Here is a 15405-nt window from a genome sequence, read left to right as displayed (position 1 = left end):
GGGTGCTAGGCGACGTCTGTCAGCACACGGGCCAACTCAAACAGGCGGCGCCGTTGCGCCTCCGGAATGGCGTAGTAGGTACGCACCAATTCCATCGCTTCCTTGTCGCTCAGCATGTCGGTGGGCACGTTTCCGGCGGGCGCGGCTGTCGACACGTCTTCCTTCAAACCTTCAAAGAAGAAAGCAACCGGAACGCCCATCGCCTCGCCGATATCCCACAGCCGGGACGCGCTCACGCGATTGGCGCCTGTCTCGTATTTTTGAATCTGCTGGAATTTGATGCCGACCATATCCGCCAGCTTTTGCTGGGTCATGCCGATCAACCATCTGCGCTGTCGGATACGTTTCCCGACATGTGTGTCCACCAAATGTGCCATGCTAATCCCAACCTTGATGCGCAATGTGTTGTCAGCGCGGCTCAAACCCGTGTTGAGCGTGTTTCCGCACATAACCGCTTATCGGACAATAGTCGGTAATGTGGCTGTTTTCAATGAAATCCACCCGCAACACGCGAATACGACACAGAAGCACCCGCTATTGCAGAGACATTTTGATGCCACGGACCCAAACCGTGCGCGTTTTGCACTGTGGCGTATGGTGCAAAGATTGCGCTGTTTGTTCGCACGGTTCAACACGTTAAGCGCTAAAAATAATCCGGTTGTTGCTACCTATAATTGAAAAGCAGGATCATATCTCGCCAATGGCCAGAGAAATTCGGCTATATGATCCCGTTTTATGCGCAATTTGAACCTATCGGCTAAATTCCGCTGACGCATTCGATTCGCCGTGCGGTTTCATGCACCCGACACGGCGCGCAACGCGACCCCGTCGTTCACCTGAAACGCCCTGCGCAGGAACCCGACCAGTGCGTCATGCACCTCGCCCGTGGCACCACCGGCCCCGTAAAGGTTGATGCTGTGCGCCGGCAGGTCCGGCAGCGCGCCGCCATGTTCGATCCGGTCCAGATGGGGCGGCTCCGTCCCTTCGATCATCGTGTGAACGGCCAGATCCGCACTCACCGTCGCCTCGATCGTGCGGTCGCTTTCGGTCTCGACCACCACGTCCCACAGAATGCCCGCCGCATCCAGCATCTCGATCACACGCGGGCGGAAGGTGCACTGCCGTCCGAAGGCGAGCTTCAGCGGGCGCTGCCGCCAGGCCGACCCGCCCGGCGCGCCCACCCAACACAGGGGCTTGGTGCACAATTGCTCTCCGCCCGCATCAATGCCGGTTTCCGTGGTCAGAATGATGTCGCACGCGCCCTTGGCGAATTCCGACTTCAGGCGTCGGGTGTAAGAACTGTCAAGCTGCACCTTCACCCGCGGAAAGGCGGCGTGGAATTGCTTCAACACCCGCGGAATGGCCGGATAGACGATGTCATGCGGCACGCCCAGCGTGATCTCCCCCTCATAGGCCTGGTCGGTCAGGCGGGTGATCACCTCGTCATTCAAGGCCACCATGCGGCGGGCATAAACAAGCAACTGCTCGCCCGAGGCTGTCAAGGCAATCGTCCGGCCGGACCGGTCGAACAGGTCAAGGCCCAGCAGCTCCTCCAACCGCTTCAGCTGCATGGACACGGCCGATTGCGTCAGGTGCAGGAAACCGGCCGCGCGCGTGACCCCGCCGCTTTCCGCAACCGCAACAAAGGACCGAAGCGTCGTGATGTCCAGATTCCTCATATCAATCTCCCTGATATGTCACATCAAAAACATTCGCTTTGAGAATGCGTCATCCTCCACCATATACATCAATAGAAATGATGCAACGACCGCAATCAATCACGAATTCAGAAAGGAAGTCCCATGGCCTTTACCGATGTCAGCACCCGCCCCGCCGCCGCGAAACCTGCGGCACGTCACCACTTTTCGCTGCGCACGCTTCTGAACGTCTGGAGATCGCGCCGCGCGCTGGCGCGTCTTGACGCCCGTGCGCTGGACGACATCGGTGTCGACGCGACGTTGGCCGCACGCGAAAGCGCCAAGCCGGTCTGGGACGTGCCTGCCACCTGGCGCGCCTGATCTTGAAAGCGGGGTGTGCGGCATTTATGACAAAAACGGTCGGAATGTCGCACCTCACCTGCAGGAAACCCCTTAAAAACCCTTGAAAGACTGGGGCACTGACCCGATATTTGACCCAATGCGGGCGGAAATCCGCGACCGGTGGTTTCGCCACCGGCTTCTGTATCAATTTGGAGGTCAAAGAATGGCTGAGTTGAATACGATCCGGTCCGCGGCCGGTACACGCGCCGCCCAGATCGACGCGGGCCTGCGCGCCCACATGAATAAGGTCTATGGCACCATGTCCGGTGGCATGCTCATCACTGCGCTGGCCGCTTGGGCCATCGCAGGGTTGGCCGTCACCACAGACCCGACAGGCGCCACCGTCGCGTTGCGCGACGGGCAGTACCTGACAGGCTTGGGCGAAGTGCTGTATACCACACCCCTGCGCTGGGTGGTGATGTTCGCACCGCTGGCATTCATCCTGTTCGGTTGGGGCGCACTGATGCGTCGCGGCTCCGCCGCTGCGGTGCAACTGGGCTTCTTCATCTTCGCCGCCGTCATGGGCGTGTCGATGAGCTCGATCTTCCTGGTCTTCACCCCCTACTCGATCACGCAGACCTTCCTGGTCACGGCCATCGCCTTCGCGGGTCTCAGCCTCTATGGCTACACCACGAAGAAGGACCTGTCCGGCATGGGCACCTTCCTGATGATGGGTGTGATCGGCCTGCTCGTGGCGATGATCATCAACCTGTTCCTGCAGTCTGGCGTGATGATGATGGCGATCTCGGCCATCGGCGTCCTGATCTTTGCTGGCCTGACCGCGTTCTACACGCAGGACATCAAGAACACCTATGTGGCACACGCCGCACATGGCGACCAAGACTGGCTGGACAAGGCCGCAATCGACGGCGCGCTCAGCCTCTACATCTCGTTCCTGAACATGTTCCAGTTCCTGCTGATGTTCATGGGGCAGCAGGAATAACCTGCAACGCATAGAATGACGAAAGGCCGGTCCCCGCGACCGGCCTTTTTTTGTGCGTAGGACGGTGTGACGGGTCAGGGTTGCGTTGCGGCTGGCGGCTTGAGATGCTGCACCCAGTTGCTCCACGGAGTGGCTGGCCGCTTTTGCGAACAAAAGCAGCCCCTGCCACCGATTGCGTCTGCATACACAGCCGCAATCAGGAGCCACCCTCGCCTGATCTTCAAGAGACGGAGGGACAGACCATTGCCCAGAAAAATCGCCGAGGGGCCCCGCCCAAGCGGGGATACGGCTATTTTACTTGGGAAGGGGATGGCACTCTGTCACGCCAAAGATCAGGCGAGGGTGGATCAGAAACAGATCATCTGTCTTGGTGAGCCCGAAGCTGAAAAAACGGGGTCGGCGGGTGGGCGAATTTGCGCAAGCAAAGAGTGCACCCGACAGACCTCTACAGATCCCGCATCATCCGCACAGACGGGAACGAAATCCCACCCGCCAACGGCACGTCAATCAAACCGACGTCCCGGAACCCCACTGCCTTGTAAAACGGCACCGCCGTCCGAGTGGCCCAACACTCCATCTGCAACACACCATGCGCCGTGGCCACCGCAAAGCAGTGCTCCATCAACCGCCGTCCCACGCCGCGGCGCAATGCGCGGTCGTCGGTCACAAGGTGGCGAACATGACCCAAGCCCCGAACTCTTCGATCTGGCGTCCAGCCGCCAGCTCCAAGCACGGCACCCTCCTCCTCCACCACGTAATACGTGCCACAGACCAACAGCTCAGGTTGGGCACGGCTGATGATGGGCAAGGCTGTCACCAATACGGAAGGTGGATAATCTGCCTTGAGCAGCTTCGGATAGCTGCGCGCCAACAGCGCATCAACAGCGGCCATATCCGCCTTGGTCGTCGGCCTGACCTGCATCATGGCAGTCTCTCCTCGTCATCTGCATCACCGCCGTATGACAAATCGTAAATGTGGCTCTTGGCGTCTTTCGCTGTGACCCACGGCCCTTCCGGCGGGCGCCTGCCCTGTTCCGACACCGACAGCGCCCAGGTGCGGCCCACAAGCGCGCCGCTGCCCGGATCGCGCATGATCCAGCCCAGCGCCGCATCCCACCCAAGCGTCAGGTCGGGGCGATCCGCACGCCGGTAACACCGCACGGCCCCGGGATCGCGCGCAAAGCGGTAAACCAGACCATCTGACCGGCGCGTCAGCGTGAACATCTCCATGGTCCATCTCCACATACGAAAAAAGCCGCGTCCCGGTTGGGGCGCGGCCTTTGAATTCGAAAGAGGGGCGATCTTACTTGATCTTGCCTTCCTTGTATTCGACATGCTTGCGCGCCACGGGATCGTACTTCCGTACGACCATCTTCTCGGTCATGGTGCGGGCGTTTTTCTTGGTCACATAGAAGTGGCCGGTGCCTGCGCTCGAGTTCAGGCGGATCTTGATCGTGGTTGGCTTGGCCATGTTCTGTCTCCTGCATCGCTGTTCAGGCCTGCGCGGCCCGCCAGCGGGAAATTCGTATAGAACCGCGCTTTTACCCGCGCCCGGGCCCGAGTCAACCCCGACAGGGGGGGCGTTCGATCAAAGAATGGAAAAAACGCGCGGAGGGGCTGTAAGCCGGATTCTGTCTAGGACGGTCGCCCGCCCCGAGATGACCATTCATCTTGGGATGCTGTTGCCAACACCCCTCTAGCTGCCAACCCGGACCTGCTGGGGCAGAAGCGGCCCCGGGCCGTTGCCGGCCCGCGCGGTCCCTATTTGGCATTGCTCCCGGTGGGGCTTGCCATGCCCGGCCTGTTGCCAGCCCGGCGGTGGGCCCTTACCCCACCGTTTCACCCTTACCCCGTGCGGGGCGGTCTGTTTTCTGTGGCGCTGTCCGTCGGGTTGCCCCGCCCGGGTGTTACCCGGCACCGCTGCTTCTGGGAGTCCGGACTTTCCTCGACATCGCTGCCGCAGCCATCCGCCCCTCCGCGCCGGATGCGCATACGCGGCGGCCCGCCACGCGTCAATCGGAACCGTCGCACGGGCTGAAACTGCGGGAGCCTCCGGCGGCGGTTTATCTGGCGAAATGAAGGGGGATCACAGCACTGACGTCCAAAGGGCGGCGTGTCCAATAGGCGTGTAGTCTTCGGGCTCAATCGGGCCGGTCTTGAAAGACCGGTAGCGCAAACGCACCGCCGCAAGCAGCGTTTCCGCATCCGCATCCGCCGTGTACCCGGCCCGCTTTGCCAGCGTTGCAAAACGCACCAGATCCGGGCCTTCGGGCCCGCTATCACATCCGCGCCGCCCGGCCAGCCCGCATGCCTCAAGCCGCGCCCAGTCGAACCACGGCCCCGGATCGAACTTGCGGCCCGGCGCCATGTCCGAATGCCCGATCACATTCATCGGCGAGATGTCCCAGCCCTTCAGGACACGCCCCAAAAGCCATTCAAGGCTGTTCATCAGTTCAAGGGAAAAGGGCCCCTGCCCATCATTATCCAGCTCAATCCCGATGGAGCGCGAGTTGATGTCCCTGAGCCCCTGCCATTCCCCGGCCCCCGCGTGCCACGCCCGCAGGCCTTCGGGCACAAGCTGCGTCACCCGCCCCGTCTTGCAGATCACGTAATGCGCCGACACCTCCGCCGCCGGATCACACAGGCGGGCAATCGCCTCCTCTGCCGTGGCCATCGCCGTGTAATGCAGCACCACATGGCTGGGCCGCAGCCCATCCCGCCGCACCCCGCAATTCGGCGACGGGTGCCGATGGACGATCAGTTGCCGGCGGCCCGGCGGAACGGCGCCGGGTCCCACGCGCAGGCATATCCGTCGCCATCGGGGTCCAGCCCCTGGCGATCACGCTCCGGCCCGCCCCGCGCCAGAAAGTCGATCTGCGCCTCGTCGGCCGAGTTGTAGGCCGCACAATTGCGCTCGAACCGCGCGGCAGACCCGACGCTAAAGCGGCGGTGCACCTGCGTGCCCTTCGGATGCCGCGTCTGCAGCGCATATTGCACCACGTTGGGCTGCGCACCGCCCGTGCGCGAGGGTAAGGCCGTCGGCTGCACCACCTGGTACTGCTGCCGGTTGGCCTCCAGCCGCGCCGCATCGCTCTCGATGGACTCGCGGGAAGCAACGGCATCAAAACTGTTCTCGTCCGAGATGCCGGGATTGTTCAGGATCACAGGCGCCGCATTCGACGGGCTCGCATTCACAACCGACCGGCCCGAATTGGCCTGCGCCGCCGCCGCATCGTTGTTGGCGGCAATCTGCGCCAGTTCCGCATCCAGCGATGCGGGGTTCGACACGGCGCGCGGTGTCTGGCCCGCAGTCGGACGCACCGGCGCACCAGACGCCTGCCCAGCCGACGCCGGGGGCAACGTCTGCGCCCCCACAGGCGGTGCGGCCTGCACCGCAGGGCCGGTCAACTGCGCATCGCGCGCCTCGCGGGCGGCCAGCGTGTTGGGATTGTCAAACCCGACCCCACGGCCCGGATCGACAAACTCACCCGGATTGCTGTCGGGGATCGCGGGCTGGCACGCGGCCAACCCGGCCACGGCGCCCAGCATTAGGAAACTGCGGAAACATATCATCTGCTCTACCCTTTTGGGTTTTGGTCGACCGGGATTACCACCATTTGCCAGGTTTTGCCACAAACCCGGCCCGCGCCTCCAGCGCATAAGCGGTGTTCAGCAAATCCCCTTCTTCCCACGGGCGGCCAATCAATTGCAGTCCCAGAGGCAGGCCCTGCGCATCCGTCCCCGCTGGCACGGCAATACCCGGCAAGCCCGCCATGTTCACGGTCACGGTAAACACATCGTTCAGATACATCTGCACCGGATCGTCCGACGCCTCACCCAGACCGAAGGCGGCGGATGGCGTCGCAGGCGTCAGGATCGCGTCGATGCCTTGGGCAAACACATCCTCAAAGTCCTTCTTGATCAGCGTCCGCACCTTGCGCGCGCGGTTATAGTAGGCGTCATAGAACCCCGCCGACAGCACATAGGTGCCGATCATCACGCGGCGCTTCACCTCGTCGCCAAACCCCTCGGCACGGGTCTTTTCATACATCTCGGTGATGCCGTCGCCCTGGCTCAGCGTGGCCCGGTGTCCATAGCGCACCCCGTCATAGCGGGCGAGGTTGCTCGACGCCTCCGCAGGCGCAATCACGTAATAGGCGGGCAGCGCATACTTGGTATGGGGCAGCGAAATATCGACAATCTCCGCCCCCGCATCCGCCAGCATCTCGCGGCCCTGGGCCCACAGCGTCTCGATCTCATCCGGCATCCCGTCCATGCGGTATTCAGCAGGTATGCCGATCTTCTTGCCCTTGATGTCGCCGGTCAGCATGGCCTCGAAGTTCGGCACAGGCAGGTCCGCGCTGGTCGAATCCTTCGGATCATGGCCGCACATGGCCTCGAGCATGATGGCCGCATCGCGCACCGACTTGGTCATCGGCCCCGCCTGATCCAGGGACGAGGCAAAGGCCACGATCCCCCAACGCGAGCACCGCCCATAGGTCGGCTTGATGCCCGTGATGCCGGTAAAGGCCGCAGGCTGGCGGATCGACCCACCCGTATCGGTGCCGGTCGCGGCCAGGCACAGGTCGGCGGCCACGGCGGACGCCGACCCACCCGACGACCCACCGGGCGTCAACGCAGCCTCATCATTGCCGCGCCGCCACGGGTTCACCGCATTGCCGTAAACCGACGTTTCGTTGGACGACCCCATCGCGAACTCGTCCATGTTCAGCTTGCCCAGCATGACGGCACCCGCCTCCAACAGGTTGCCGCTGACGGTGCTCTCATATTCCGGCAAGAACCCTTCCAGAATACGGCTCCCGGCCTGGCTCGGCACGCCCTTGGTACAAAACAGATCCTTGATGCCGATGGGCAGCCCGCACATGTCAGGCGCGTCGCCTGCCTTGATCCGCGCGTCCGCCGCCTTCGCCTGATCGCGGGCAATTTCGGGCGTGTTGTGGACAAAGGCATTCAGCGCCCCCGCCCCCTCGATCTCGGTCAGGCACGCCTCGGTCAACTCAACGCTCGTCACATCACCCTTGCGCAGCGCATCACGGGCCTCTGCCAGCCCCAGCTTGTTCAACTCAGCCATCACTCAACCACCTTCGGCACCGCAAAGAACCCCTCGCGCGCATCAGGCGCGTTGGCCAGCACCTTGTCCTGCTGTCCGCCATCGGTCACCTCGTCCACGCGGCGCTTCAGGCGCTGCGGGGTGACGGATGTCATGGGCTCCACGCCCTCCACATCGACCTCGCCCAGCTGCTCGATAAAGCCAAGAATGGTGTTGAACTCAGCGGCCAGGGCCGGAAGCTGATCCTCCTCGACCTTGATCCGGGCCAGTTTCGCCACACGCGCGGCGGTGCTTTGATCGATGGACATGAAATCCCTCTCTTGCGTCTTAGGGCGGCTTTATCGCGGGGCGGGTGCGCCTTCAAGCCCGATGCCTGCCGATTGGCCGCGCATGAACCGCACATAGACCTCGATCATCCAACCCAGCATGACGCCGTTCAGGATATGCCACAGAAAATGCGTGCCCAGCGGGATCTGCGCGCACAGCATCTCGTCCACGGACCGCGCAGTCAGGGACACCAGCAGAATGGCGGCCCCAATGACAAAACCCCGCGCCAGGTCCTGCGCGCGCCGCCACAGCAACCCGGCATAGATCAGGATCAGCACAGGCACCGGCAGATACCCGGCCGACACGCCCAGAACCGGCACATATTGAAACAGCGGCACAGTCGCCGCGGCATAGGGAAAAAACAGCGCCGTCGCACCCAGGGCCCAGCCCGTGCGCATCCCCCACACATCCCGGTTGATGGCAAAGATATACAGCAGGATGAACGCGGCAATCGGTGCCACATCGGCAATGGCCGACCACACCTGCGCATGGGTGTGAAACAGGTAGCTGCCCAGCCCAATCAGCGCCAGCACGACGCACAGGGCACGCGCCAGCGGCACCCCCGCACTGCGCCGCCACATCCAGAGCGCGGCCAGAACAAAGGCGGCGTTGGTCACCGCATTCACCGGCTCGGCCCAATACTCCGGCCCGAGCCGCTCGCAATACCCGTCAATCTGGCGCAAGAGTTCCATACCACCCCACCTACCCCCGCACGCGCGCCATTCAAGGGGGGCATCGCACGTTGCGTTAACACTCCAGCGACCGCCCGATGGGGGTGTACCGGGGATGCACGGGCGGTGACACCCTGCCATCCCCCCTTAACCTCCCTGAACAACAGGTAAATCCCAAAGCGAATCGCATCCCCCTTCACTTGGCCAGAAAAACTCCCGCCGGAGGCTCCCGCAGCCTGCAACATGCGCTACACTCCCCCAAAAGGGAGACGCGACATGAACATCATCTGGCTCGGCCACGGCAGCTTCCGCATCGAAATCGGGGACCAGATCCTGCTGATCGACCCCTGGCTCACCGGCAACCCCATGCTCGCCGACGACCAGCACGACGCGGCCATCCAAGACGCCACACATATCCTCGTGACGCATGGCCATTTCGACCACACCGCCGACAGCGTCACAATCAGCCAGAAGACCGGCGCGCCCGTCTCGGCCGTCTTCGAACTGGGGAACCTCCTCTTCGCCAAGGGGGCGATCGAGGGTCATGCCTATGGCCGCGGCGGCACGATCCAACTTGGCAATGTCACCGCGACCCTGGTGCCCGCATCGCACTCATCCTCCATCGGCGATGACGAAAACCCACGCTATTCGGGCCAGGAATGCGGCTTCATCATCCGCGGTGAAGGAAAGACAATCTACATCTCCGGCGACACCGACATCATGGCGGACATGGCCTGGATCGGGGACTACCACAAACCCGACATCGGCATCCTGTCGGCGGGGGGCTACTACACCATGGACATGGCAGGGGCGGCCTATGCCGCGCGCCACTACTTCCACTTCGACACGGTAATCCCCTGCCATTACAAGACGTTCCCGCCCCTCGAACAGTCAGCCGAGGTGCTGAAGGAAGGACTTCCAGGCGTCAAGGTGATCGAGCCTGAGGTGATGCAACCCATCCCGCTCTGACCCGTCACACCCGGAATTTCTTAAAAATTCCGAACCGATTTCTTTCAAAGAAAACGGCTACCTCCGCGCCGCGAAAAACTCTTTAAGCAGGTCTTCGGCCTCACGCGCCCCAATTCCGTCGTAGACCTCGGGCGCATGATGGGATTGGGCATGCGAAAACACCCGCGCCCCATGCGCCACCCCGCCCGACTTCGGGTCAGACGCGCCATAGTACACCCGCGCAATCCGTGCCGCTGCAATCGCCGCCGCGCACATGGCACAGGGCTCCAGCGTCACATAAAGATCATGGCCCACCAGCCGCTCCGATCCTGCCGCGGCACAGGCCGCGCGGATCGCCAGCACCTCCGCATGGGCCGTGGGATCGGCCAACGCCCGCGTGCGGTTCCCGTCACGCGCCACGATCTGCCCCTCGGGCGACACGACCACGGCGCCCACAGGCACCTCGCCACGCGCACCTGCGGCCCGCGCCTCCTCCAGCGCCTGAACCATGAATGACCGAAACTCCATGACGGGTCCCTGCCACACCGCTTGCCCCCCGCGCAACCCAGGGGTAAGCCCGGCCCATGACCCAAAACACCCCCAAAGGCGACCGCATCGCCAAGGTGCTGGCCCGCGCGGGCATCGCCAGCCGCCGCGGCGCCGAAGAGATCATCGCCGTAGGCCGCGTCAGCGTAAATGGCAAACGGATCGACAGCCCCGCGCTGAACGTCACCGATACTGACAAGATCACAGTCGACGGCAAACCGCTGCAAGCCCCCGAACCCGAACGGCTCTGGCTCTACCACAAACCGGCGGGCCTCGTGACGACGACCAAGGACGAACAGGGGCGCAAGACCATCTTCGACGCCCTGCCCGAGGACATGCCGCGGGTGATGAGCGTGGGCAGGCTCGACATCAACTCCGAGGGGCTGCTGCTTCTGACCAACGACGGCGGCATCAAACGCAAGCTGGAACTGCCCTCCACCGGTTGGATGCGCCGCTACCGCGTGCGGGTGAACGGACGGCCCACCGACCCGCAACTTGAACCGCTGCGCAAGGGGATCACCGTCGAGGGCGAGCGCTTCCAGCCCATGCAGGTCACCCTCGACCGCCAACAAGGCGCCAACGCCTGGCTGACGGTAGGACTGCGCGAGGGCAAGAACCGCGAGATCCGGCGCGCCATGGACAGCATCGGCCTGTCGGTGAACCGGTTGATCCGGATCAGCTACGGCCCCTTCCAGCTGGGCGAGCTGAAACAGGGCACGGTCGAGGAGGTGCGCAGACGGATCGTGCGCGACCAGCTGGGTCTCGATCCCGAACCAGAGACCGGCACGGCAAAACCCAAAGGCAAACCGCGCCGCACCCGCAAGCCCACACGGCGCTGACGCCAGATATGATGCGGCGCACGTAATTTTCCCCTTGCGCCCGTCATTTGCGCGTCACACCTCTCATGCAGTGGAAGGACGCGCGCACCCCTAGTGCCGCATCCGCAAACGGGCTATATGTCTGACAGCCAACAGGGAAGTTCGGGATGGAGCCAACCGCATTTCAGAAAATCGCCTTTGCCGCGCTGCTTGCGCTGATGTTTGGCGTGACGCTGGGCCTGCTGGGTGGTCTCTAACCCGATGATAAAGCATCAACCTCACCGTGGCTGCACCCGCAGCGTTTTGAGTGCCAAAGCGCTTGCACTGGTGAGCGCTCTGATTTGCATGCCGGGTTCACCTCTGCACGCCAAGAATGTGGGCGAGCTTACATACCCGGCGGGCGCTCCAAAAATCATCTCGGATTTCCGGTCACGCGTAAACGTCCGCGGTGGTGTGCGGCGGTCGCTTCATCAAGGTATCGACGTGGCTGGTCCAAACGGCACCCGTATCATTGCCGCAGCCAACGGGCGGGTACTTGAGACAGACGTCGGCTCGTGCTGGGGCCCGACAGTCGTCATCGACCACGGCAATGGCTGGGACGGCAAGCGTCTGATCGCCGCCTACGGGCACCTTGGCCAGATGCAGGTCGTATCCGGTCAAAACATACGCCGCGGGCAGTTAATCGGCACGCTGGGGGACAACCAGCGAGACTTCAGATGTATCGGCGGCGTTCGACATCTACACTTCCAACTGGGCCGCGCCTGGCGTGGACCTGAAAAGGGAACCTTTTGGGGCCACATGCGCTACCTGCAGGATGGCAAGCGGGGCACCAATCCGCATCAATACTGGGCCGACGGACCGAACCGGGTCACCTGTTTCGAACCCGGACGCAGCTACCCGGCAGGCACGCTGACCTACCCCGTCCCCTGCGCCGGAGGATCGTAACGCATGGCCAAACGCTTTGGCGGCAAGTTCAGCCCCGATCCCACTGATGCACCCGCAACAGGCGACCGCCCCGCCTTTGACCGGGCCAAGGTCGATCCGGTCGGCGCGCGCGCCAACCTCATGTTTGTGCCCGCCGTCCCGATGGTGTTTCTCGCACTGAATGACGGGGCTGCGGGCCTTGTCACCGCACTGGTATCCGCAGGCTTTCTAACCGGCGGCGCGGTCATGCTGCGCGAGGGGCTCAAGGCCGAAGCAGCGTACCACGCCCGCAAGGTCGCCCGCCGTCCCGCCCTGCCGCGCAAGATCATCGCCGCCTTCCTCGTGGGCTTTGGCATCACGCTGGCCGCCTACCGCTCCGATCCCGGCATCATCGCGCCGCTGCTCTATGGCCTCGCCGCATTCGGGCTGCACTTTGCCGCCTTCGGCATCGACCCCCTGACATCCAAGGGGCTCGAAGGGGTCGACAGCTTCCAGCAGGACCGCGTCGCCCGCGTCGTCGACGGCGCCGAAGAGCTGCTGACAGACATGCGCGACGCCATGAAACGGGCCGAGGATCGCAAGATGGAACTGCGGCTCGACCAGTTCCAGACCACCGTGCGCGACCTCATCCAAACGGTCGAAGAGGACCCCCGCGACCTCACAGCGGCCCGCAAATATCTGGGCGTCTACCTGATCGGCGCGCGCGACGCGACGGTCAAGTTCGCCGACATCTACGGGCGCAGCCGCGACGCGCAGGCGCGCACCGACTATGCCGCTCTCCTCGACGATCTCGAGGAAAACTTCGCCGCCCGCACCCGCAAACTGCTCACCGAGGATCGCACCGACCTCACCATTGAAATCGACGTGCTGCGCGACCGCTTGCAGCGCGAAGGCGTGCGCGTGTCGCCCGCCGATGATGTCTAACGATAAGGATCAAGTCATGTCCGAAACAGTCCGCCAAAAGGCCGAAGCCGCCCTCACCCAAGTCGAGGAAGTGACCGCCGTGGTCCTGCCCGAACCCACAGACGCGACCGCCATCGTGCCTCTGGAACAGGCCGACGCGCCCGTCGGCACCGAAATCCGCTCCCGTATGGACGAGATTGACATGGACGACACGCAATCCATCGTGTCCTTCGGATCTGCCGCACAGGCCGAATTGCAGGAAATCAGCCAATCCATGCTGCAAGGCGTCCGCAACAAGGATGTCGGCCCCGCAGGCGACAGCTTGCGCGGCATCGTCACCACCATCCGCGGCTTTTCGGTCTCCGAACTCGACGTGCGGCGCGAACGCAGCTTTTTCGAAAAGCTGCTGGGCCGCGCCGCCCCCTTCGCCAAGTTCACTGCCAAGTTCGAGACGGTGCAAAACCAGATCGACAAGATCACCGATGACCTGCTGGCCCACGAACACACGCTGCTGAAAGACATCAAATCGCTCGACCTGCTCTACGAAAAGACGCTGCAATTCTACGATGAACTTGCCCTCTACATCGCGGCGGGCGAGGAAAAGATCAAGGAAATCGACAGCACCGACATCCCCGCAAAAGAGGCCGAGGTCGAGGCCGCCGCCGAGGATGACCAGGTGATGAAAGCGCAGGAACTGCGCGACCTGCGCGCCGCCCGCGACGATCTGGAACGCCGGGTCCACGACCTGAAGCTGACCCGTCAGGTGACGATGCAATCGCTGCCCTCGATCCGGCTGGTGCAGGAAAACGACAAAAGCCTTGTGACCAAGATCAACTCGACCCTCGTCAACACCGTCCCGCTTTGGGAAACGCAACTGGCCCAGGCGGTGACGATCCAGCGCAGCGCCGAGGCCGCCGCCGCTGTGCGCGATGCCAATGATCTGACCAACGAATTGCTCACCGCCAACGCCGCAAACCTGCGCGAAAGCAACAAGGCGATCCGCACCGAGATGGAACGCGGCGTATTCGACATCGAAGCCGTCAAACAGGCCAACGCCGACCTGATCGGCACCATCGAGGAATCCCTGCAAATCGCGGACGAAGGTAAGGCCAAGCGCGCCGCCGCCGAGGAAGACCTCAAGAAGATGGAGGCCGACCTGCGCGACACCCTGGCCTCCGCCAAGGCGCGCAAGGACGGGGTGGGCGACACCGCTGGCACGTCGGTCCCGAACTGACAACGTGACTATGGCGGGGGCACGGATCACACGCGGTATCAAAGCCTGGGGCGGCTTGATCGTCTTGGGCCTTCTTGGCGCGTGCGAGATGTTCCAACCGGTCGAACCCGTGCTGACCCCAAGGGCCCGGCCCGCGGGCCTTGCTCCGCCGCCCGTCCCCGATATCCAGGCCACCAGCCAGGAAAGTGCGGCCCTGCGCGCCTATCTCGCGCAGGTGCAATCAAGCCAGCTGACCGCCGGTCTGCTGCGGCAGGATGGCGGCGGGCCCGACACGCCCTTCACCGCCGACATGCTGGCGCGCAACTTCGAAAACATCGTGTTCTTCAACGAATATGCCGGCCCCGGCGTGCGCCCCGGATCGGCCAGCGCCCTGCGCCGCTGGACCGCGCCCGTGCGCATCGGGATAGAATTTGGCGCTTCGGTCCCGCCCAGCCAGCGCACACGCGACACCAATGACGTGATCGCCTACGCGCGGCGGCTGGCGCAGGCCACGGGCCACCCCGTCTCGGTCTCGGACAACCCGAACTTCTTGGTCTTCTTCGTGTCCGAAGATGACCGGGCCGACACGGTCAATGTCCGCGCGACCAGCCTGCCGGGCGTCAACCGGATCAATGTCGGCCCTGTCCGTGACCTGCCCAGCGACGCCTATTGCGCGGTCGCCGCCTATGCCACCGGACCGGAAAGGTCGACCTACACCGCCGCCGTGGCCGTGATCCGCGCCGAAAACCCCGACCTTCTGCGCCTGTCCTGCATTCACGAGGAACTGGCCCAGGGCATGGGCCTCGCCAACGACAGCCCCGACGCGCGCCCGTCGATCTTCAACGATGACGACGAATTTGCGCTGCTCACCGGCCATGACGTGAAACTGCTGGGGATGCTCTATGACGACCGTCTGCGCCCCGGCATCGGACTGACCGAGGCGCGGCCCACCGTGCGCGCCCTCGCGGCCGAGGCCACGACCATCGGCCCATCCTGACGACC

At 63.5% G+C, this 15405-nt stretch carries 19 protein-coding genes and 1 other RNA gene; 8 read left to right on the top strand and 12 right to left on the bottom strand.

Features of this window, described 5'->3' with window-relative positions:
* Nucleotides 1-5 precede the first annotated feature (5 nt).
* Together BWR18_RS04010 and BWR18_RS04005 are read right to left on the bottom strand one after the other, a co-directional pair.
* Entirely contained in the window at nt 6-377 is a 372-nt protein-coding gene (locus BWR18_RS04010; protein WP_076630109.1) for a helix-turn-helix domain-containing protein, read from the bottom strand.
* A 417-nt stretch (nt 378-794) separates the two neighbouring features.
* Nucleotides 795-1679, bottom strand: coding sequence for a LysR family transcriptional regulator (locus BWR18_RS04005; RefSeq protein ID WP_076626813.1), 885 nt, complete (start codon nt 1677-1679; stop codon nt 795-797).
* A gap of 123 nt (nt 1680-1802) precedes the next feature.
* On the opposite strand from BWR18_RS04005, the gene BWR18_RS04000 reads away from it, so the two are divergent.
* Together BWR18_RS04000 and BWR18_RS03995 are read left to right on the top strand one after the other, a co-directional pair.
* Nucleotides 1803-2018 (top strand): DUF1127 domain-containing protein, encoded by a 216-nt coding sequence (locus BWR18_RS04000; RefSeq protein ID WP_076626812.1) that lies wholly within the window; start codon nt 1803-1805, stop codon nt 2016-2018.
* Nucleotides 2019-2202: 184 nt separating this feature from the next.
* Nucleotides 2203-2982 (top strand): Bax inhibitor-1/YccA family protein, encoded by a 780-nt coding sequence (locus tag BWR18_RS03995; RefSeq protein WP_076630108.1) that lies wholly within the window; start codon nt 2203-2205, stop codon nt 2980-2982.
* 445 nt (nt 2983-3427) lie between these two features.
* On the opposite strand, the gene BWR18_RS03990 is transcribed toward BWR18_RS03995, so the two are convergent.
* The 9 genes from BWR18_RS03990 to BWR18_RS03950 all read right to left on the bottom strand — a co-directional run bounded on the left by BWR18_RS03990 (nt 3428) and on the right by BWR18_RS03950 (nt 9072).
* Nucleotides 3428-3907, bottom strand: coding sequence for a GNAT family N-acetyltransferase (locus BWR18_RS03990; RefSeq protein ID WP_076626811.1), 480 nt, complete (start codon nt 3905-3907; stop codon nt 3428-3430).
* Nucleotides 3904-4212 carry a hypothetical protein gene (locus BWR18_RS03985; protein ID WP_083957633.1) on the bottom strand — a complete coding sequence of 103 codons (309 nt, stop codon included), beginning with the start codon at nt 4210-4212 and terminating at the stop codon, nt 3904-3906. The genes BWR18_RS03990 and BWR18_RS03985 overlap by 4 nt, the downstream gene beginning before the upstream one ends.
* Before the next feature lie 73 nt (nt 4213-4285).
* Nucleotides 4286-4453: a 50S ribosomal protein L33 gene (gene rpmG, locus BWR18_RS03980; RefSeq protein WP_011454349.1), complete on the bottom strand. Its 168-nt coding sequence runs from the start codon at nt 4451-4453 to the stop codon at nt 4286-4288.
* A gap of 133 nt (nt 4454-4586) precedes the next feature.
* An RNA gene (gene rnpB / locus BWR18_RS03975) (RNase P RNA component class A) lies at nt 4587-4961 on the bottom strand.
* Nucleotides 4962-5068: 107 nt separating this feature from the next.
* The gene (locus BWR18_RS03970; protein ID WP_254684927.1) at nt 5069-5779 is read right to left on the bottom strand and encodes an N-acetylmuramoyl-L-alanine amidase; all 711 of its coding nucleotides are present in this window, start codon (nt 5777-5779) and stop codon (nt 5069-5071) included.
* The gene (locus tag BWR18_RS03965; RefSeq protein ID WP_076626809.1) at nt 5740-6555 is read right to left on the bottom strand and encodes an excalibur calcium-binding domain-containing protein; all 816 of its coding nucleotides are present in this window, start codon (nt 6553-6555) and stop codon (nt 5740-5742) included. Before BWR18_RS03965 ends, BWR18_RS03970 begins: the two co-directional genes overlap by 40 nt.
* A 34-nt stretch (nt 6556-6589) precedes the next feature.
* A complete protein-coding gene (gene gatA, locus BWR18_RS03960; protein ID WP_076626808.1) occupies nt 6590-8074 on the bottom strand; it encodes an Asp-tRNA(Asn)/Glu-tRNA(Gln) amidotransferase subunit GatA in 1485 nt (494 codons plus the stop codon).
* Complete coding sequence (gene gatC, locus BWR18_RS03955; RefSeq protein WP_076626807.1) at nt 8074-8361, bottom strand: Asp-tRNA(Asn)/Glu-tRNA(Gln) amidotransferase subunit GatC; 288 nt, start codon at nt 8359-8361, stop codon at nt 8074-8076. Before gatC ends, gatA begins: the two co-directional genes overlap by 1 nt.
* A gap of 30 nt (nt 8362-8391) precedes the next feature.
* Nucleotides 8392-9072 (bottom strand): ceramidase domain-containing protein, encoded by a 681-nt coding sequence (locus BWR18_RS03950; RefSeq protein ID WP_076626806.1) that lies wholly within the window; start codon nt 9070-9072, stop codon nt 8392-8394.
* Between the two features lie 255 nt (nt 9073-9327).
* Between BWR18_RS03950 and BWR18_RS03945 the strand changes: the two genes are divergently transcribed.
* Nucleotides 9328-10020 carry a metal-dependent hydrolase gene (locus BWR18_RS03945; protein ID WP_076626805.1) on the top strand — a complete coding sequence of 231 codons (693 nt, stop codon included), beginning with the start codon at nt 9328-9330 and terminating at the stop codon, nt 10018-10020.
* 57 nt (nt 10021-10077) lie between these two features.
* Here BWR18_RS03945 and BWR18_RS03940 read toward each other — a convergent pair whose 3' ends face one another.
* Complete coding sequence (locus tag BWR18_RS03940) at nt 10078-10527, bottom strand: nucleoside deaminase (RefSeq protein WP_076626804.1); 450 nt, start codon at nt 10525-10527, stop codon at nt 10078-10080.
* 56 nt (nt 10528-10583) lie between these two features.
* On the opposite strand from BWR18_RS03940, the gene BWR18_RS03935 reads away from it, so the two are divergent.
* The 5 genes from BWR18_RS03935 to BWR18_RS03915 all read left to right on the top strand — a co-directional run bounded on the left by BWR18_RS03935 (nt 10584) and on the right by BWR18_RS03915 (nt 15400).
* Complete coding sequence (locus BWR18_RS03935) at nt 10584-11384, top strand: pseudouridine synthase (protein WP_076626803.1); 801 nt, start codon at nt 10584-10586, stop codon at nt 11382-11384.
* A 324-nt stretch (nt 11385-11708) separates the two neighbouring features.
* Nucleotides 11709-12308 carry a M23 family metallopeptidase gene (locus BWR18_RS03930; RefSeq protein WP_076626802.1) on the top strand — a complete coding sequence of 200 codons (600 nt, stop codon included), beginning with the start codon at nt 11709-11711 and terminating at the stop codon, nt 12306-12308.
* A gap of 3 nt (nt 12309-12311) precedes the next feature.
* The gene (locus BWR18_RS03925; protein ID WP_076626801.1) at nt 12312-13211 is read left to right on the top strand and encodes a 5-bromo-4-chloroindolyl phosphate hydrolysis family protein; all 900 of its coding nucleotides are present in this window, start codon (nt 12312-12314) and stop codon (nt 13209-13211) included.
* A gap of 16 nt (nt 13212-13227) precedes the next feature.
* The gene (locus tag BWR18_RS03920) at nt 13228-14424 is read left to right on the top strand and encodes a toxic anion resistance protein (RefSeq protein WP_076630106.1); all 1197 of its coding nucleotides are present in this window, start codon (nt 13228-13230) and stop codon (nt 14422-14424) included.
* Nucleotides 14425-14434: 10 nt separating this feature from the next.
* On the top strand, nt 14435-15400 hold the full coding sequence (locus tag BWR18_RS03915) for a DUF2927 domain-containing protein (RefSeq protein WP_076626800.1): 966 nt from the start codon (nt 14435-14437) through the stop codon (nt 15398-15400).
* Nucleotides 15401-15405 lie beyond the last annotated feature (5 nt).

The organism is Tateyamaria omphalii (genome assembly GCF_001969365.1).
GTDB classification, from domain to species: Bacteria; Pseudomonadota; Alphaproteobacteria; order Rhodobacterales; family Rhodobacteraceae; genus Tateyamaria; species Tateyamaria omphalii_A.
The sequence above is the reverse complement of the archived record's forward strand: the minus strand, read 5'-3'. Positions and strand labels throughout refer to the sequence as shown.